Source organism: Microbispora sp. CL1-1, assembly GCF_012034195.1.
Taxonomy (GTDB): Bacteria; Actinomycetota; Actinomycetes; order Streptosporangiales; family Streptosporangiaceae; genus Microbispora.
Window position 1 is genome coordinate 197,172 of record NZ_JAATEK010000010.1, and the last position, 17,290, is coordinate 214,461.

A 17,290-nucleotide genomic window follows, 5' to 3' on the forward strand; every position below is an offset into this window, starting at 1 on the left:
ATGATTTATTTACCGTGCGTAGTGCGGGCGTCGCTACGGCGAGACGCCCGGTCACGACCGTGCATGTGAGGCACGGCGCGGCGCGGGGAGCGGCCGTTCGCCCGTGGGTACGTTCCTGACCGGGAGGATCGCCATGAGAAAGATCGTCGCTGTCGCCGTGCTCGCTGCGATGACCATGCTCGGCACGGTCGCCGCAGTCGCGTCGGTGGCCACCGAAACCGGCGGCCACCCGGAGACCGGCCAGTGGGCCGGGAGTGCACCGAAGGCGCCCGCACCGCCCAAAGGGGGTGTGCAGCGCCAGGAGGTGAGCCAGGAGCAGTACGACATCCTCATCGGCCAGTGTCGCTACGCGAAGACGAAGGAGGACCGGCAGCGCTGCCGCACGCAGGCGCGTGAGCAATACACGGTGGGCGAGTTCAACCCGGCCCTCGACTGCCGCACCTACTCCGGGGTCAGCGTCTGCGGCGTGCTCGAACTCAGCGCCCCGCAGCGCGCCTGCGTCGAGGAGTCGGTGAGCGGAGGGCTGACCCGCCGCCGGGCCGAGGTGGAGTGCTACGCCTTCCGCTGAGGCCGCCCTTTCCGGCCAGATCTCCGGTCCAACCTAATAATTTGGCCAAACCGCAACTTTCCGTGATCTACCCTGCGGGAGTGGACGCCAACAGTCAGGCCGCCGCCGAACTTCTGAACGCGTTGATGCGAACGGCGGCGCGGTTCAGCGAGATGGGGCGGTCCGTCTCCCGCGACTTCTTCCCCCACGTCCGCGCCGAGCCCGTCTCCGACCTGGCCGGGCCCGCCGTACGGCTCGGCGCCGCGCTGGCGCTCCCGGGGCACGACCTCGTGTTCGAGACCGCCGTCGCGGTCGGTGAGGGGACGTTCGGCGTGCGGGGCGGCCTCGTTCTGGACGGCGAGGAGGAGATCCTCGTCCTGCCGCCGGTCGAGACCGCCGACGCGGTGGCGTGCGCGGCCCTGCTGGACCGCTACGCCGACGAGCTGACGACACCGGCCCGCTGGCACGTGCAGCGGCTGATCGAGTCCTGCGGGGAGGACTCCTGACGCCTCACAGCGCCTGGAGTCCCTGGATCACCTCGCGAAGGATGCGCTCCTCGGGCAACTGGGCGACCGTCGCCTGCGGCCGCGCGGTGATCAGCCCCTGGTCCCGCAGGTCGCCCAGCAGGATGCGTACGACGTTCAGCGACAGGCCGAGCTCCGAGGCCAGGTCGGCCACGGACAGCGGAACCCGGCACAGCTGCAGGATCCGCCAGTGCTCGGGGGCCAGCCCGGAGACCCCGCTGTAGGCCGCGGGAGCCGTCCTGATGACGGTCATCAGGTCGAACTCGGGCCCGCTCGGCCGGGTGCGGCCACGGGTGAGCGTGTAGGGGCGCAGCAGCGGTCCGTCCTCGTGCGCGGTCACGAGTCCTCCTGACCGCGTTGCCAGCCCGCGCGGAAGGAGGAGTACAGGTCGCCACGCTCCTCCTTGAGCTGCGGCGCCAGGCTGGCCTGCCGCACCCGGCGGGGGAGGGAGTCCTGGGCGCCGCCGCCGATCGGCGGCGTGAGGGCCAGGGCGGGAGGCGGGGTGTCCGGCTGGGCGAGCCGCTCGACCACCGGCTCCCTGGTGTCGTTCTCCACCACGATCTCCTGCGGGAGCAGGAGCACGGCGCTCGTCCCGCCGTACGGCGAGGTGCGGAGGGAGACGCGGATGTTGTGCCGCCGGGCCAGTAGCCCGACGACGAACAGCCCGAGCCTGTCGCTGTCGGCCAGGTCGAACTCCGGCGGGTCGGCGAGCCGCGCGTTGAGGTGCGCCAGCTCCTCCTGGGGGATGCCGAGCCCACGGTCCTCGATCTCGATGGCGAAGCCCCGGGCGACCGGCTCTCCCCTGACCTGCACGCGGGTCTGCGGCGGGGAGAAGACCGTGGCGTTCTCGATCAGCTCGGCGAGCAGGTGGACGACGTCGGTGACGCTGCTGCCGGCGAGGGAGTAGCCGTGCGGCATGTTCACGTCCACCCGCAGGTAGTCCTCCACCTCCTCGGTGGCGGCGCGGGCCACGTCGTACAGCCGGACCGGTCTGCGCCAGCCGCGGCCGGGGACGGCGCCGGACAGGATGATCAGGCCCTCGGCGTGGCGGCGCATGCGGGTGGTGAGGTGGTCGACGCCGAACAGCCGTTCCAGCAGGTCGGGGTCGTTGATCTCCTTCTCCAGGCCGTCCAGCATGCCGAGCTGGCGCTGCAGCAGCGACTGGCTGCGCCTGGCCAGGTTCAGGAAGACCTTGTTGACGCCCTTGCGCAGCTCGGCCTGACCGACGGCCGCCTCGATCGCGGTGTGCTGCACCGAGCTGAACGCGCGGCCGAGGTTCTCGACCTCGACGGTGCTGCTCGTGCGGACCACCGGCGGCGTCTCGGCCGTCACGTCGACGTCCTCGCCGCGCCGCAGCCGCCGTACGAGGTCGGGCAGCCGCCGCCCGGCCAGGTCGGCCGCGGCCTGATGCAGGGCGATCAGCTCGCCGGTCACCGTACGGGCGAACCGGAAGGAGATGAACGCGGTCGCGAGCACGGCCGCCAGGCCGAGCCCGCCGACGATGCCGATGTCCCAGAGCACGCTCCGCGCCAGCGGCGCGGCACTGGCGGCGGTCGCGGCGGCGGCGGTGTCGGTCGTCTCGGTGAGCTGGCGGGTCAGGGCCTGGGCCGTCGTCGGCCAGGCGATGGCCTCCGGCGGGAGCGGCTGGCCGGGCCGCACCCGGGAGATCACGTCGTCCTCCAGGGCGACGAACGCCGTGTAGACCGGGGCGGAGTTCAGCGCGCCGTATTGCCTGAGCAGGTCGGCGTTGAGCTGGCTCGTGCCGAGCTGGTAGAGCAGGCGGCGCTTGCCGACCATGCCCGAGAAGGCGTCGCGCTCGTCCTGCGTCATCCGCCCGGCCGCCTGCGCGCCCAGCACGAGCGCGGACTGCTGGCTGACCAGCTCGCGGCTGCGGGTGACCAGGATGAGCGCCTTGGCCTGCTCGATGATGTCGATGTCCGGGGAGATCATCAGCCGGTCGTAGACCTGGTGGGCGGTCTCGACGACCGAGCTGTACTCCTCGATCGCGTCGAGGCGGGTGAGCCGATGGTCGTCGATCTGGCCGCGCAGGATGTCGAGCCGCTCCATCTGCCGGATCAGGTCCTGGAGCCGGTCCCACATGGCGGGCGGCGTCTCGTCCCTGGCCTCCTCCGACAGGCGGGTCAGCAGGACGGCGGAGGCGTCGGTCTTGCGGCGCTGCACCTGGAGATCGGTGCGCAGCGAGGAGGTGCGCCAGGCGAGGTAGCTCACCGACACGAACCGCTCGGTCTGCAGCTCGTTGATGGCCTGACCGACGGGGGAGACGACGTTGTCATAGACCTTCTGAATGCGCAGGAGCTGCTGCCCCTGCTCGATGGTCAGCTTGGCGGCGAATCCCCAGATCACCACCAGGGCGGTCACAGGCACCAGCAGAATCGCGAATATCTTGAAGCGGATGGACCGTTTCCGACCAGCCATTAGACCTGCCCGTCGGTTACATATGTGTTAACAGTGGCGAAACCATAGCAATCCGTGAGTCCTGTCACCAGGGATCGTTCCTAACGACTTGGGCCACAGCCCCATATCGGGACAGTCTCGACGTTGCGGGGGGAAATTGCTTGCTCAGCGCTGTCTAGTTGTCAGACAATCCTCGCATGAACTCACGATCGGGCCCGCTCGCCGTGGTCGCGGCGGCCGTCCTGTGGGGGACCGCGGGCACCGTGGGCACCCTCGCCACCGCCGGCTCCGTCTCGCTGGCCGCGGCCCGCCTCGTGCTCGGCGGGGCCCTGCTGGGCGCGCTGGCGCTGGCCGCGCACCGCCGCACCCCTGGCCGGAACGTTCCGCTGCGCTGGTCGCTGATCTTCGGAGCCGCCGCGGTCGCCGCCTACCAGCTGTGCTACTTCGCCGCCGTCGGCAGGACGGGCGTGGCGGTCGGCACCGTGGTGGCCATCGGCAGCGGGCCGGTCTTCACCGGGCTGCTGTCCTGGATCGTCGGGCACGAGCGGCCGAGCGGGCGCTGGGCGCTCGCCACGGCCGCCGCGGTGGCCGGATGCGCGGTGCTCGTCACCGGCGGGCGGGGAACGGGCGGGGTGGACGCCGGCGGCGTCGCGCTCGCCCTCCTCGGCGGGCTCCTGTACGCCTTCTACGCGGTCGTGGCGGCCCGCGCCATTGGCAGGGGCATGGAGTCGGGGATCGTCATGGGCGTCATGTTCGGCGGCGCGGCCGTGCTCATGCTGCCGGTCCTCGCCCTGACCGGGCCGGGCTGGCTCGCGAGCCCGGGCGGCCTGCTCACCGCGCTCTACCTCGGCTGCGCCACGACCGGGCTGGCCTACCTCCTGTACGGCCGGGGCCTGCGCACCACACCCGTCGCCACGGCGGCCACGCTCGCGCTGGCCGAGCCCGCCGTCGCGGCCCTGCTGGGCGTCGTGGCGCTGCGCGAGCACCTGTCGCTCGTCTCGTGGGCCGGTCTAGTGCTGCTCGCCCTCGGGCTGGTCGTGGTGGCGCTGCCCGCCCGGACGCGTACGGACATCGCGGCACCCGGGACGCCGAGGGCGCCGGCCCGGAGCCCCCACTAGGCTCGGCACGTGACCACCCTGAGACCCGTCTCCACCGTCGAGGCGCTCGCCGCCGCGCTGCGCGAGCGGGTGCTGTCCGGGGACATCGAGCCGGGGGCCGCGCTGCCCGAGCAGGAACTGTCCGCCCGATACGGCGTGGCCCGCCCCACCGTGCGGGAGGCGCTGGCGCTGCTCGTCCACGAGGGACTGCTGCGGCGCGAGCGCAACCGCAGCGCGTACGTCCCGGTGATCACCTCCGCCGACCTGGCCGACCTCATGTACGTGCGCGCGCCTCTGGAGGAACTGATGGCGCAGGCCGTCGCGGGGCGCCGGGTGACGGCCGCCGAGGAGGCGCTGGACCGCCTGTCCGGACTGCCGCCGGGCGCGCCGTGGGCCGCAGTGGTGGCCGAGCACATGGCGCTGCACGAGGCGCTCGTCGCCGCCGCCGGCAGCCCCCGCCTGGAGCGCCTGTACGCCACGCTCGCGGCCGAGACACGGCTCGGACTGGTCGGGCTCAGGCACGCGTACGAGGATCCCCACGAGCTCGCCGCGGAGCACGCCGCGCTGCTGCGCGTCATCGCCGAGGGGCCGGCGGACGCGGCCGTCCGGGCGGTGCGCGAGCACCTGCGGTGGCGGCACTCCTGAGCCCCGGTAGGAGCTCCGGGCGATTCGCCTCGCACCGTTTCCCCCGGGCGGATCGCCTCGCACCATCGCTTCGGGCGCGGTTTCCCTCGCACCGCCTTCTTAGGCGCGGTTTCCCTTGCACCATGCCGCTTCAAGTCGTCACAATCGCGCCCATGCACGGCAACCCAGTGCCGGACACCTATGTGTACGTCACCGAAGAAGGCGTGACACGTCACTACGCCGACGGCAGCGTCGAGGCCCTCGCTTGGGAGGACGTGGTCGAGGTCCGCGTCGGCGGCCACGGCGACCAGCATCCGCCCGGCCCCGGCCAGCCGGAGGACGTCTTCATCGTCCTGCTGGACCGTGAGGGCGAGGGCTGCGTGGTGCCGCACTCGGCGACCGACGCGAGCTTCCTGGCCCGGTTGCGCTACCTGCCGGACTTCGACCTCGACCGGCTGAGCACGGCGGTCGCGAGCGCGCGTTCGGACTACGTCGTCGTGTGGCGCAGCCCGGAGCCGCCGTCCCCGTTACCCGACCTCGAATACGACTAGAGGTCCCGGGAACGGCCGGGGGTCACCTGACGAAGGAGGACTCGTTCAGCCCGCCCTGGTCGGCGAAGTAGCGCTCCAGCGTGTCGTCCCGCAGCGCGTCGGCGAGCTCGGCGCCCTCCTTCGCCTCGAGGCGGACGATGCTCGCCCCCTTGACCGTGTCCGTGCCGGCGACGGGGTAGGTCGTCGAGCGCAGGTCGTCGCCCCGTATGTCGCGGAGTTCGAGCGCCAGGTTCCTGAGGGTCTTCATGTCGACCCCGGAGTCCACCGTCACGGAACGGGTCAGCGCCTGAAGGAACTCGTCGAGTGCGAACGGATTGGTCAGCATGCCCTTGCTGACCACTTTTTGGGCCATCGCCCGAAGGAACGCCTGCTGTCGTTTAATACGGTCGAAATCCCCGCCGGGCAGTCCGTAACGCTGACGTACGAATAGCAATGCCCGCTCGCCCTCGAGATGGACGTTTCCCTGAGGCCACGTGACTTTGTTGGCGGGGTCGTAGACCTGGCGGGCCACGTAGAGGTCGACGCCGCCCAACGCCTTGCTCATGTCGACGAAACCCCGGAAATCCAGGGCGGCGAAGTGGTCGATCCGCACCTTGACCAGCTTCTCCACCGTCTTGATGAGCAGGCGCGGGCCGCCGTACGCGTAGGCAGCGTTGATCTTGTCGTGCCCGTGACCCGGGATGGTCACATAGGAGTCACGAGGTATGCCGATGAGGAAGATCCGCTTCCTGTCCGCGGGGATGTGAGCGATCATGATGCTGTCCGACCGCTGGAAGCCGCTCTCTCCCGGGCGTCTGTCAGCGCCGATGACCAGCCAGTTCTGTGCGGCTCCCACCACCTTGGCAGGTCGGTCCCACTCCTCGGGGAACACCTGCTGCACCCGCTGGAGGTTGGTGTCGTACACGTGCTGACGCTGCATCAGCACCGCGAAGAGCGCGGCCGGCGGGAGGAGGAGCACGAGGGTCACGACGATCAGCACCTTGCGCCGGCGTGACACCCGCGCCGGTGGGGTCGCGGTGAGAGGTAACTGCCCGGATGTCGTCACGAGGCGTCCAATGCTCGGTTCCTTGTCCTGCACGGATGTATTCCAAAGCAGAGATCTACCGTAACTGGCCCATACCAGTCACACGAGACGTACCAATACGTAGTGAAATCGGAACCACGTGTGGGGCGTCTTGTCCAGCATCCGACTATGGCCGCATGTGGACGTATGGTTGAACTTCCCTGTAACTTCTGTGATCCCCTAGGATCGTTCCAATCATCACCTTCTGGCGCGGAGTTGAACCGGGCGGTCTTCCTCCGAGAAGGAGGATGGGCAGAGGCGAGGGCGTATGGACATTGCCGTTGACGACGCGTTATACGCCGTGAGGGAGGCAACGGACCGGGCCGGTTGGGCGCGTCGTCACATCCGCGTGACGATGGCGCGCGACGTGGTGTGCGGCGCGGTGTCCGTCCTCGGCGTGCTGGGAGTCAGGCTCCTGCTGGGCGAGGCGGGGACGTGGGAGAGCGTACTCGCGGCGACGCTGGTCGTCGCCTGGCCGCTGGTCGTCGCTCTCATCGGCGGATACGACACCCGTCATCTCGGGGACGGCGCCGAGGAGTACCGCAAGGTTCTTCACGCGACGGCCACCCTCGCCTCGGTCGTGGCGATCTCCGCCTACCTCACCCAGACCCTCCTGGCCCGCAGCTACGTGATGGTCGCCATCCCGCTCGCCGGTCTGTCCTGCCTTCTCCTGCGTTACACCCTGCGCAAGCGGCTGCACCGGAGGCGCCGGGCCGGCGAGTGCCTGCGACGGGTCGTCGTGGTGGGGCACTGGGGTTCGGTGCTGGAGTTGCACGCCCAGCTGAGCCGCCAGCGCCACCACGGCATGCGCATCGTGGCGGCGTGCGTCCCGCCGGAACAGCAGATGGACCTGCCCGCCCAGTTCGACGGTTTCCCGATCCTCGGCGACTTCTCGGACGTCGCCAAGGTGGTCGAGCGGGTGGGCGCGGACACGGTCGCCGTCCTGTCCTGCCCGGAGCTGGACGGGTCGATGCTGCGCCGTCTGACGTGGCAGCTGGAGGAGACGGGCACCGAGCTCTACGTCGCCTCGGCGCTGATGGAGGTGGCCGGGCCGAGGATCAGCATCCGCCCGGTCGCCGGCCTGCCGCTGCTCCACGTCGCCCACCCCGACCTGAGGGGGGCCAGGCAGTTCGTCAAGAGCGTCTTCGACCGGGTGGTCGCGGCGATCACCCTGATCGTGATCCTCCCGGTCCTGCTGATGATCGGCCTGGTGATCAGGGTGACCAGCGAAGGGCCGGCCCTGTTCCGGCAGCCCCGCGTCGGCAAGGACGGCAAGCTGTTCGTGCTCTACAAGTTCCGGACGATGGTGCAGAACGCCGAGGCCGTCAAGCACGAGCTGGCGCAGCGGGACGACGGGAACGGCGTGCTGTTCAAGATGCGCAGGGACCCGAGGGTGACGCCGGTCGGGGCGGTGCTGCGCCGCTACTCCCTCGACGAGCTCACCCAGCTCGTCAACGTGCTGCGCGGCGAGATGTCCCTCGTGGGCCCCCGCCCGCCGCTCCCCGAGGAGGTGGCCCAGTACGGCGACGACGTGCGGCGGCGTCTGCTGGTCAAGCCGGGCATGACGGGCCTGTGGCAGGTGAGCGGCCGGTCCGACCTGACCTGGGAGGAGTCGGTGCGGCTCGACCTGCGCTACGTGGAGAACTGGTCGCTCATCATGGACCTGCAGATCCTCTGGAAGACGTGGTCGGCGGTCGTCGGCGGGGAAGGTGCGTACTAGGTGAAGGCGCTCGTGCTGGCGGGCGGATCGGGAACGCGGCTGCGGCCCATCACGAACACCTCGGCCAAGCAGCTCGTGCCGGTCGCCAACAAGCCGGTGCTCTTCTACGGCCTGGAGGCGATCGCGGCGGCCGGCATCCGGGAGGTCGGCATCGTCGTGGGCGCCACCCACGCCGAGATCGAGGCCGCCGTCGGAGACGGGCACGGTCTCGGCCTCGAGGTGACCTACCTGCGGCAGGAGGCCCCGCTCGGGCTCGCCCACGCCGTGCTCATCGCCGCCGACTACCTGGGCGACGACGACTTCGTCATGTATCTCGGCGACAACTTCATCGTCGGGGGGATCACCGAGATCGTCCGCCGCTTCGCGGCCGAGAGGCCCGCGGCCCAGATCATGCTGACCCGCGTTCCCGACCCGCGGCAGTTCGGCGTCGCCGAGATCGGCCCGGGCGGGCGCGTGGTGGGCCTGGAGGAGAAACCGGAGTCGCCGAAGAGCGACCTCGCCCTGGTCGGCGTCTACCTCTTCACCCCGGCGGTGCACCGGGCCGTGGCCGAGCTCAAGCCGTCGCGGCGGGGCGAGCTGGAGATCACCGACGCCATCCAGTGGCTGATCGACGAGGGACACCGGGTGGAGTCCACGGTCATCTCCGGATACTGGAAGGACACGGGGAACGTCGCCGACATGCTGGAGGTCAACAGACTCGTGCTGGAGGGCCTCGAACCGGCCGTCCGTGGGCGGGCCGACGAGGCCAGCGAGCTGATCGGCCGGGTCGTGATCGAGGACGGCGCACTGGTGACCGGGTCGCGCATCGTCGGTCCCGTCGTCATCGGCGCGGGCTCCCGGATCAGCGACTCCTACGTGGGCCCGTTCACGTCCATCGGCGCCGACTGCGTCGTGGCGGACAGCGAGATCGAGTACTCGATCGTGCTGTCCCGGTCCTCCATATCCGGTGTACGCAGGGTCGAGGCCTCCCTCATCGGCCACGATGTCGAGGTCACGCCGGCCCCCAACACTCCCCGGGCACATCGGCTCGTGCTCGGCGACCACAGTAAGGTACAGATTTCATCGTGAGGGTCCTCGTCACGGGCGGGGCCGGGTTCATCGGCTCGCACTACGTCCGCACCCTGGTCTCCGGCGGCTATCCCGCGTTCGCGGGGGCACGGGTCACCGTCCTCGACAAGCTCACCTACGCGGGCAACCTCGCCAACCTGGAGCCCGTCTCCGGCGGGTACGACTTCGTCCGCGGGGACGTCTGCGACACCGCGCTGCTCGCCGAGGTCGTCCCCGGGCACGACGTCGTCGTGCACTTCGCGGCCGAGTCGCACGTCGACCGTTCCATCGACAGCGCCGCGGAGTTCGTGCGGACCAACGTGCTGGGCACGCAGACGCTCATGCAGGCGTGCCTGGACGCCGGTGTCTCCAGGGTCGTGCACGTGTCCACCGACGAGGTCTACGGCACGATCGAGTCCGGCTCGTGGGACGAGGAGGCGCCGCTGCGCCCCCGCTCGCCGTACTCCGCCTCGAAGGCCGGCGGCGACCTGATCGCCCGCGCGTACGCGGTCACCCACGGCCTGCCGGTGATGACCACGCGCTGCGGCAACAACTACGGCCCCTACCAGTACCCGGAGAAGCTCGTGCCGTTCTTCGTCACGCGGCTCATCCAGGGCAGGAAGGTCCCGTTGTACGGCGACGGCGGCAACGTCAGGGACTGGGTCCACGTCGAGGACCACTGCAGGGGCATCCAGCTCGTGGCCGAGCGCGGGGCGCCGGGCGAGACCTACCACATCGCCGGGACGGCGGAGCTGGCCAACAAGGAGCTGACCGCCCGCCTGCTGGAGGCGTTCGGCTGCGGCTGGGACATGGTCGAGCAGGTGCCCGACCGGAAGGGCCACGACCGGCGTTACTCGCTCAGCGACGCCAAGCTGCGGGTGCTCGGCTACCGCCCGTCCGTCGCCTTCGACGACGGGATCAGGGACACCGTCGCCTGGTACGCCGGCAACCCCGGATGGTGGAAGCCGCTGCTCGGGGAGCGGTGATGCGCTGGCTGATCACGGGCGGCGGCGGCATGCTGGCCGCCGACCTCGCCCGGCGGGCCGGCAGGGAGGCCGAGATCGGGGAGGTCGTCGCGCCGAAACGGGCGGATCTCGACATCCGCGACCCCGCGGCGGTGCGCGCGTGGGTCCTCGGCCACCGCCCGGACGTGGTGGTGAACTGCGCGGCCTGGACGGCCGTGGACGACGCGGAGAACCACGAGGACGAGGCGCTGGCGGTGAACGGCCACGCGGTCCGTGAACTGGCCGCTCGCGCGGCCGAGTCCGGCGCGCGCTTCGTGCAGGTCTCCACCGACTACGTGCTGGCGGGGACGGACCGTGAACCCGCCTCCGAGGACGCCAAGACGGCGCCGCTCAACGCGTACGGGCGGACCAAGCTGGCGGGGGAGCGCGCGGCGCTCGAGCACGGCGGCCACGTGGTGCGCACCGCCTGGCTGTACGGCTCCGCCGGGCCGAACTTCGTCCGCACGATGATCCGGCTGGCCGCGGAGCGGGAGACGGTCGACGTGGTGGACGACCAGCACGGACAGCCCACCTGGACCGCCGACCTGGCCGACCAGGTGATCCGGCTGGTCCGCGCGGCCGCTCCGCCGGGGGTCTACCACGGCACCAACGCCGGCCGCACGACCTGGTATGGCCTGGCCCGTGAGGTCTTCACGTTGCTCGGCGCGGATCCCGGGCGGGTGCGTCCGGTCTCCAGCGCCGCCTTCCCGAGGCCCGCGCGCCGTCCGGCGTTCAGCGTGCTGTCCCACGGCAGGTGGGCCGAGGTGGGGCTGCCCGCCATGCGGGACTGGCGGGAGGCGCTGCACGACGCCTGGCCCGAGCTCGTGGCGCGGCCGTAGCCCACCGCGAGCCCACCGCGAGCCCGCCCTGGGCCCAGCGTGCGCTCGCGGCGAGGTCGCCGCCGACTCACCGCGGCCCTCTCCGCGGCCTGGCCGGCGGCCTCGTCACGGCCTCACCGGGCCGAACGCGGCGCCTCTCTGCCGATGTCGACGACCCGCAGCTCCTCGTCGTCCACGTTGTAGTTCAGCAGGGCGTTCCGGTCGTAGACCGCCGTGCTGTCCTCGTCCTCGGCCGGGAGGCTCTGGGCGGCCGGCACAGTGGCGGGCGTCGGGAGCGCGGGCTCCTCCTCCTCGGCCCGGAGGCGCCGTACCGGCTGGGCCTTGGCCAGCACGACCCGCCGGCGCTTGCGCTGACCGAGGCCCGTGGTCACGCGGCGGACGCCCGCGATGGGATTGGTGGCCCGGAGGAACGACACCACCACGGCGATGAGCACGCCGAGCGCCAGCCCGATCGCCACGTTCTTCGGCAGCTTGCTCGGCGAGATGCGCAACGGGTTGGCCTGGTCGATGAAGCGCGTTCCGTCGTTGTAGGTGGCCAGGTCGATCTGGGCGTCGCTCTCCTTCAGCCGGAGCTGGACGAGGACCTCTGCGAGGGAGGTCGCGAGGGCGCTTCCCGCGGGCGCGGACTTGAGACTGTCACGGATCTGGGTCTCGGTCGCCTTGATGCTCTTGAGCAGCTTGGCCTGATCCGCCTTGGCGGACTCGGCGGTGAGGGTCTGGTAGGCCGCGACCACGGAGTTGGCGATGTTCGCGGCGACCCGGTCCGTGCGCGCCGACGCCTGCACCTCAATGATGCCGCCGCTCGTGCCGGGAGACGCCTGGACGGACTCACGCAGGGTCTCGAGATCGACCTTGAGCGAGTACTGGGACGTGAGGATCTCCTGCGCCTTCTCGAAGACCTTCTCCGACTGGGCGAACGCCGCCCGCTGAGCGGTGTAGGCGATGTAGCTGCTGTCGGAGGAGACGCCCTGCCGCAGGAACGAGGTGCTCCGCGGGTCGGTGACGGCGAAGCGGGCGGTGGCCGTGACGTTCGTCAGAACCAGCAGGGTGGCCCCCGCCGCGATCACCCCGGACAGGAGGATGATGAGGAAAGAGGACCAGCGGTAGCGCCATACCGCCTCGAGGAGTCCGACATCGGCCAGGGTTTCCTCCACGTCGTCGGTTGCCACCGTCCCTTTTCCTCCCCGTTTCTGATCCTCATGCAGTTTATGCTGACGCTATCGGCGCTGAAAGGACGCGGATGATGTCGCTGTGATAACGCGCAATGGCGAAACGTTCACGTGCGGCATTCCTGCCGCTTCTCGCCAGGTCCAGGGCGTGCGGCCAATCATCGAGCAGGGATTCGACCGCCGCGGCGAGCGCCTGGGGATCGCCCGGCGGGATGAGGAGGCCGGTGCGGCCGGTCTGAATGATTTCGTCGAGGCCCTGCACGTCGCTGGCGACCACGGGACGTTCGGCCAGCATCGCCTCGACCGCGACGTTGCCGAACGACTCCCCGAACGACGGCACCAGCACGATGTCGGCGTCGTCCACGAAGGGGGTGACGGGGTCCTGGAATCCGGCGAAGACCACGCCGTCATCGGCCAGGTCGCGCAGTTGCTCCTCGAACCATTCGTAGCCGGGGAAGACCGAACCGACGAGCGTGAGCGTCACGTCGCGCCCGCGCGCCCGCAGCAGTGCGACGGCCCGGACGGCCACGTCGCAGCCCTTGCGCGGCGACAGCCTGCCGACCACCACCAGTCTCCCCTGAGGTGCCTCGCGAGGAGGCTTCACCTCGTCGTGGTCGGGCACGCCGTTGTAGACGACGCTCACGTGGTCGCGGGACACCCCTGCGCCGACCAGGGTCCGGAGGCAGACGTCGCTGTTGGCGACCACGTGATGCGCGAGCCGTACGGGAGCCGTGAGGAGACGTCGCATCAACGACGGCAGGTACTGCTCGGCCTCGTGGGCATGGCAGACGACGCGAACGCGAGCCAGGCGCCCGGCGACGATCCACAGCGGAATCGTGATCGTGTTGACATAGAGAGCGGTCGGGCGTTGCCGCCTGAGCAGCGCGACCATCCGCGGCAGGACCGTGAGCGTCCGCCACGCGAGCGCGAGCAGGCCGGAGGGGGAGAGCAGGGACTTGCGGAGCACGGGCGTCGGCATGATCATGATCTCGGCGCCCACCTCCTTCAGGCGATCCGCGAGCGGGCCGTCCGCTGGAAGGATAAATAGGACACGATGCGTATTCGCTACCGCTCGCACAGACTCTAGGACCATCCGGTCAGACCCGTATAAATCAGGCGATGGATGGGCGATTACCACGCGTTTCATGTCGAAGTTTCCGCAGCCTAAGGTATCGTTCTCCTGATTTTTCATTCTGTCATCACTTCGACGCCAGATCTCCTTGGAGGGCCGGTTGCAGATCGCGATGATCGGCACGAGAGGGGTTCCCGCACGTTACGGCGGATTCGAGACCGCCGTCGAGGAGATCGGCCGGCGCCTGGTGCAGGCAGGGCACGAGGTGCGCGTCTACTGCCGCTCCGGAGAAACCCGGATGCGGGAGTACCAGGGAATGCGACTCGTGCACCTGCCCGCGGTCCGTCACAAGGTGCTGGAGACGCTGAGCCACACCGCCCTTTCGGTCGGGCACCTGCTCGGCAGGCGCACCGACGTGGCGCTGGTCTTCAACGCCGCGAACGCGCCGCTGCTGCCCCTCGTGCGCGCGGCCCGCATCCCGGTGGCCACGCACGTCGACGGCCTGGAGTGGAAGCGCGCCAAGTGGAACGGCGCCGGTCGCAAGTACTACCTCCTCGCGGAACGGCTCTCGGTGCGCTGGTCCCAGGCGATCATCGCGGACGCCAGGGCGATCCAGGACTACTACTGGGAACGTTACAAAGCGCCGAGCGTGATGATCCCGTACGGCGCTCCGATCCAGGAGCGGAGCGACGAGGAGATCCTCAGGGAGGCGGGTTACGAACCCGGGCGATACCACCTCGTGGTGGCCCGGTTCGAACCGGAGAACCACGTGGACCTCATCGTCGAGGGCTACACCCGCAGCGCGGCGGAGCACCCGCTGATCGTCGTCGGTTCGGCCCCCTACGCCGCCGAGTACACGCGGAAGATCGAGAGCTTGGCGGAGAAGGATCCGCGCGTCCGCCTCGTGGGCGGGGTCTGGGACCAGAGGCTGCTCGACGCGCTCTACGCCGGCTGCTCCTCCTACCTGCACGGCCACTCGGTGGGAGGCACCAATCCCTCCCTGCTGCGTGCCATGGGCGCGGGCGCCCCGGTCATCGCCTATGACGTGGTCTTCAATCGTGAGGTGCTGGACGACACCGGAGCGTTCTTCGCCGACGCCGAAGCGCTGGCCAAGACGCTGGAGTCGGCGGAGAAACGGCGCGACCAGGAGGTCGCCCGCGGCGCGGCCGCCCGGGAACGGGCTCGCACCTTGTACACCTGGGACGATGTCGCGGCCCGTTACGAACGGCTGTGCCTGGACCTGGTGGCGGGGCGAGTCATGGCCGAGGACTGACGGGTGCCGGGTCTCGCCGGACGGGTACGCAAGGTCGTCGCCTCCGCGGGTGGATCGGTCGTCGCTCAGTTCGTGACCGCGCTGAGCAGCCTGCTGCTCCAGCTCGTCGCGGCCAGGGAACTCGGCGCCACGGGGTTCGCCGCCTTCACGTTCCTGAGCACCACGCTCGTACTGATCACCACATTGCACACCTCCTGGGTGGGCGACTCGCTGACCGTTCTGGATCGCTTCGAGTCGCCTGTCCGGGCCGCCATCGCCGCCTCGCTGGTGACGTCACTGGCACTGGGCGCCGTCGCGAGCGTGATCCTGGCGATCGTGCTGCGCGCGGCGGCCGGGCCGGGCGCCCTGCTGTTCGGCGGGCTCGTCCTCCTCTGGCTGCTGGAGGACACCGTGCGCCGGCTGCTCTCCGCGCGCCTGGAGTTCGGCCGGTTGGCCACGAACACGGTGGTGGACTTCGTCGTCGCCTTCGCGACGCTGAGCGGCTTCTGGCTCGCGCACGCGCTGAGCTTGGAGACGATGCTGGTCGCGATGTGCGCCGGATCCCTGGCAGGAGTCGTGCACGCGGTCATCGGGCTGCCTCGGGACGAACTCCGCTGGCCGCGTCTGCGGGAAGCCGATCTGCAGCGGATCGTTCCGTTCGCCACCTGGAGGGTCGCGCAGGCGGCTTTGCGCCCGCTGACCCTGATGGTGACCCGGGTCGCCATCGTCGCCATGGTCTCCAGCGCGGCGCTCGCCGCCAACGAAGGCGCTCGCCTGCTGCTGTCGCCGGCACTCACGCTGGTCTACGGTGTCGGTGCGTTTCTCCTGCCGCGGATGGTGCGGCAGCGGCAGGCCGGCCTGCCGCTGCGTCCTCGCCTTGCGCTGACCGCCTCGATCGCGCTCACCGCCGTCACCGCCGTCACCGGTACGATCGCGACTCTGCTGACGAAGCCGCTGGAGCCGTTCGTGACCGGAGGCAACTTCCCGCTCGACCCGATCACGGTGGCGGCATGGGCGGCGTACTCGGTGAGCATCGCCGCGACGCTGCCGGTCAGCATGCTCGCCACCGCGTACCGGCACTCCCGGCTGGTGTTCGCGGTCCGGCTGGGCGAGTCCGTGATCGGCGTCGGCCTGCTCCTGGCGTTGCTGGGCGCGCGGCCCGATCTGGTGAAGCTTGCTCCGTTTTGTATTGGCATAGGGGGCGTTGTGACATCTGTGATCCTTGTCATGCGACTACGTGTATTGCGGGATCAGGGGGCCGCTCTGCCCACGGAGAGGATGAGCCGTGTGGCGCAAGCTGATTCTTAGCGCTCTTCTGCTGACCGGGATCGGGATCGGGATCGCGGTGCCGGTGGCCGCGAACGCTCGCGAGCCGCTGCCTCAGCCGTCCCCGCTGCCCACTTCGCTGTGGACGCGTGCTTTCGACCTCGCCGACGAGCGGATCGACCAGTCCAGCGGGCTTTTCGCGAGCCGGGTCAACCCCGGAGTGGTGTGGACGTTCAACGACAGGGAGGGCCCGCTCCGGCTGTTCGCCGTGGGGCCCGACGGCCGCACCAGAGCCGTGCTGACCGCGGGGAACGTCACGGCGATCGACCCCGAGGCGATGGGGGGCATGTCCGCCCCGGACGGTACGGCCTACCTGTACGTCGGAGACACCGGCGGCAACGCCACCCCTCGCTCCGAGGTCGTCGTCTACCGGCTGGTGGAGCCGACCAGGCTCGCGGACGCGTCGGTTAAGGCCACCGGCTACCGCCTGACCTATCCCGACGGCGCGCACGACGCGGAGACGCTGCTGGTCGACCCGCGTACGGCGGAGCTCTACGTGGTGACCAAGAGCCCGAAGGGCGGCGCCGTCTATCGAGCTCCCGCCGAGCTCTCCGAGACCGGCCCCAACCCCATGACGCTGGTGCGGACGCTGCCCTACGTGGTCAGCGACGGCGTGATGGCGGCGAGCGGCCACATGATCTTGCGTAGCTACAACAAGGCGCGGGTCTGGGACGCGGTGAACGGCAACGAGACGATGCTGCTCAACCTCCCTCAGCAGAAGCAGGGCGAGGGAGTCGCGCTGACGCCCGACGGAAAGTCCCTGCTGATCTCCAGCGAGGGAGTCAAATCGCCGGTGTGGCGGATGAACCTGCCCACGGCCCTGGTGCCGCAGCAGCCCCGGCTGCGTGACGTCTCCGACTCGGCACCGGAAGCGGACGCGAGGTCCATGCCGTCCATGCCGGTGACGCTGGGACTCGGCATGGCGGTGGTCGTCCTGACGGCCGCGCTGATCTTCGTGGTGCGTGCGGAGAATCGGAGGGTGTGACATGGACGTCACGCGACAGCCTGTGCCGGGCGCCACGCCGCCGCCCGTGTCCCGG

At 70.2% G+C, this 17,290-nt stretch carries 17 protein-coding genes; 12 read left to right on the plus strand and 5 right to left on the minus strand.

The features are described from left to right. The first annotated feature begins 133 nt into the window (after window positions 1-133). Both HCK04_RS41145 and HCK04_RS15535 read left to right on the plus strand, forming a co-directional pair. A complete protein-coding gene (locus HCK04_RS41145) occupies window positions 134-568 on the plus strand; it encodes a hypothetical protein (RefSeq protein ID WP_205830256.1) in 435 nt (144 codons plus the stop codon). An 80-nt stretch (window positions 569-648) separates the two neighbouring features. Then, entirely contained in the window at window positions 649-1,053 is a 405-nt protein-coding gene (locus HCK04_RS15535) for a hypothetical protein (RefSeq protein ID WP_142648032.1), read from the plus strand. Between the two features lie 4 nt (window positions 1,054-1,057). On the opposite strand, the gene HCK04_RS15540 is transcribed toward HCK04_RS15535, so the two are convergent. Both HCK04_RS15540 and HCK04_RS15545 read right to left on the minus strand, forming a co-directional pair. Next, window positions 1,058-1,411 (minus strand): DUF742 domain-containing protein, encoded by a 354-nt coding sequence (locus HCK04_RS15540; protein ID WP_142648033.1) that lies wholly within the window; start codon window positions 1,409-1,411, stop codon window positions 1,058-1,060. Further along, complete coding sequence (locus HCK04_RS15545; RefSeq protein WP_168065960.1) at window positions 1,408-3,450, minus strand: nitrate- and nitrite sensing domain-containing protein; 2,043 nt, start codon at window positions 3,448-3,450, stop codon at window positions 1,408-1,410. Before HCK04_RS15545 ends, HCK04_RS15540 begins: the two co-directional genes overlap by 4 nt. Window positions 3,451-3,683: 233 nt before the next feature. On the opposite strand from HCK04_RS15545, the gene HCK04_RS15550 reads away from it, so the two are divergent. From HCK04_RS15550 to HCK04_RS15560, 3 genes are all read left to right on the plus strand, one after another. Then, window positions 3,684-4,604: an EamA family transporter gene (locus HCK04_RS15550; protein WP_142648035.1), complete on the plus strand. Its 921-nt coding sequence runs from the start codon at window positions 3,684-3,686 to the stop codon at window positions 4,602-4,604. Window positions 4,605-4,613: 9 nt separating this feature from the next. Next, the gene (locus HCK04_RS15555; protein ID WP_142648036.1) at window positions 4,614-5,228 is read left to right on the plus strand and encodes a GntR family transcriptional regulator; all 615 of its coding nucleotides are present in this window, start codon (window positions 4,614-4,616) and stop codon (window positions 5,226-5,228) included. Between the two features lie 152 nt (window positions 5,229-5,380). Further along, on the plus strand, window positions 5,381-5,758 hold the full coding sequence (locus tag HCK04_RS15560) for a hypothetical protein (protein WP_142648037.1): 378 nt from the start codon (window positions 5,381-5,383) through the stop codon (window positions 5,756-5,758). A 22-nt stretch (window positions 5,759-5,780) separates the two neighbouring features. Here the strand turns inward: HCK04_RS15560 and HCK04_RS15565 are convergent, their stop codons facing one another. Next, complete coding sequence (locus tag HCK04_RS15565; RefSeq protein WP_142648038.1) at window positions 5,781-6,803, minus strand: LCP family protein; 1,023 nt, start codon at window positions 6,801-6,803, stop codon at window positions 5,781-5,783. 373 nt (window positions 6,804-7,176) lie between these two features. On the opposite strand from HCK04_RS15565, the gene HCK04_RS15570 reads away from it, so the two are divergent. The 4 genes from HCK04_RS15570 to rfbD are packed head-to-tail and all read left to right on the plus strand — an operon-like array spanning window position 7,177 to window position 11,431. Further along, entirely contained in the window at window positions 7,177-8,541 is a 1,365-nt protein-coding gene (locus tag HCK04_RS15570) for a sugar transferase (RefSeq protein ID WP_240971438.1), read from the plus strand. Beyond that, window positions 8,542-9,609: a glucose-1-phosphate thymidylyltransferase gene (locus tag HCK04_RS15575; protein ID WP_142648040.1), complete on the plus strand. Its 1,068-nt coding sequence runs from the start codon at window positions 8,542-8,544 to the stop codon at window positions 9,607-9,609. Beyond that, window positions 9,606-10,574 carry a dTDP-glucose 4,6-dehydratase gene (gene rfbB / locus HCK04_RS15580; protein ID WP_142648041.1) on the plus strand — a complete coding sequence of 323 codons (969 nt, stop codon included), beginning with the start codon at window positions 9,606-9,608 and terminating at the stop codon, window positions 10,572-10,574. The genes HCK04_RS15575 and rfbB overlap by 4 nt, the downstream gene beginning before the upstream one ends. Continuing rightward, window positions 10,574-11,431, plus strand: coding sequence for a dTDP-4-dehydrorhamnose reductase (gene rfbD / locus HCK04_RS15585; RefSeq protein ID WP_142648042.1), 858 nt, complete (start codon window positions 10,574-10,576; stop codon window positions 11,429-11,431). The genes rfbB and rfbD overlap by 1 nt, the downstream gene beginning before the upstream one ends. 113 nt (window positions 11,432-11,544) lie before the next feature. On the opposite strand, the gene HCK04_RS15590 is transcribed toward rfbD, so the two are convergent. Then, on the minus strand, window positions 11,545-12,600 hold the full coding sequence (locus tag HCK04_RS15590) for a hypothetical protein (RefSeq protein ID WP_142648043.1): 1,056 nt from the start codon (window positions 12,598-12,600) through the stop codon (window positions 11,545-11,547). A 37-nt stretch (window positions 12,601-12,637) separates the two neighbouring features. Continuing rightward, complete coding sequence (locus HCK04_RS15595; RefSeq protein WP_260617276.1) at window positions 12,638-13,855, minus strand: glycosyltransferase family 4 protein; 1,218 nt, start codon at window positions 13,853-13,855, stop codon at window positions 12,638-12,640. On the opposite strand from HCK04_RS15595, the gene HCK04_RS15600 reads away from it, so the two are divergent. The 3 genes from HCK04_RS15600 to HCK04_RS15610 are packed head-to-tail and all read left to right on the plus strand — an operon-like array spanning window position 13,845 to window position 17,235. Then, a complete protein-coding gene (locus HCK04_RS15600; protein ID WP_142648044.1) occupies window positions 13,845-14,945 on the plus strand; it encodes a DUF1972 domain-containing protein in 1,101 nt (366 codons plus the stop codon). The genes HCK04_RS15595 and HCK04_RS15600 overlap by 11 nt on opposite strands. A gap of 3 nt (window positions 14,946-14,948) precedes the next feature. After that, a complete protein-coding gene (locus HCK04_RS15605; protein WP_142648045.1) occupies window positions 14,949-16,232 on the plus strand; it encodes a hypothetical protein in 1,284 nt (427 codons plus the stop codon). After that, window positions 16,210-17,235 carry a hypothetical protein gene (locus HCK04_RS15610; protein WP_142648046.1) on the plus strand — a complete coding sequence of 342 codons (1,026 nt, stop codon included), beginning with the start codon at window positions 16,210-16,212 and terminating at the stop codon, window positions 17,233-17,235. The genes HCK04_RS15605 and HCK04_RS15610 overlap by 23 nt, the downstream gene beginning before the upstream one ends. The last annotated feature ends 55 nt before the right edge of the window (window positions 17,236-17,290 follow it).

Coding starts and splice junctions, on each gene's coding strand:
- HCK04_RS41145 (WP_205830256.1), top strand. CDS start 134: ATGAGAAAGATCGTCGCTGTCGCCGTGCTCGCTGCGATGACCATGCTC.
- HCK04_RS15550 (WP_142648035.1), top strand. CDS start 3,684: ATGAACTCACGATCGGGCCCGCTCGCCGTGGTCGCGGCGGCCGTCCTG.
- HCK04_RS15560 (WP_142648037.1), top strand. CDS start 5,381: ATGCACGGCAACCCAGTGCCGGACACCTATGTGTACGTCACCGAAGAA.
- HCK04_RS15570 (WP_240971438.1), top strand. CDS start 7,177: ATGGCGCGCGACGTGGTGTGCGGCGCGGTGTCCGTCCTCGGCGTGCTG.
- rfbD (WP_142648042.1), top strand. CDS start 10,574: ATGCGCTGGCTGATCACGGGCGGCGGCGGCATGCTGGCCGCCGACCTC.
- HCK04_RS15600 (WP_142648044.1), top strand. CDS start 13,845: ATGATCGGCACGAGAGGGGTTCCCGCACGTTACGGCGGATTCGAGACC.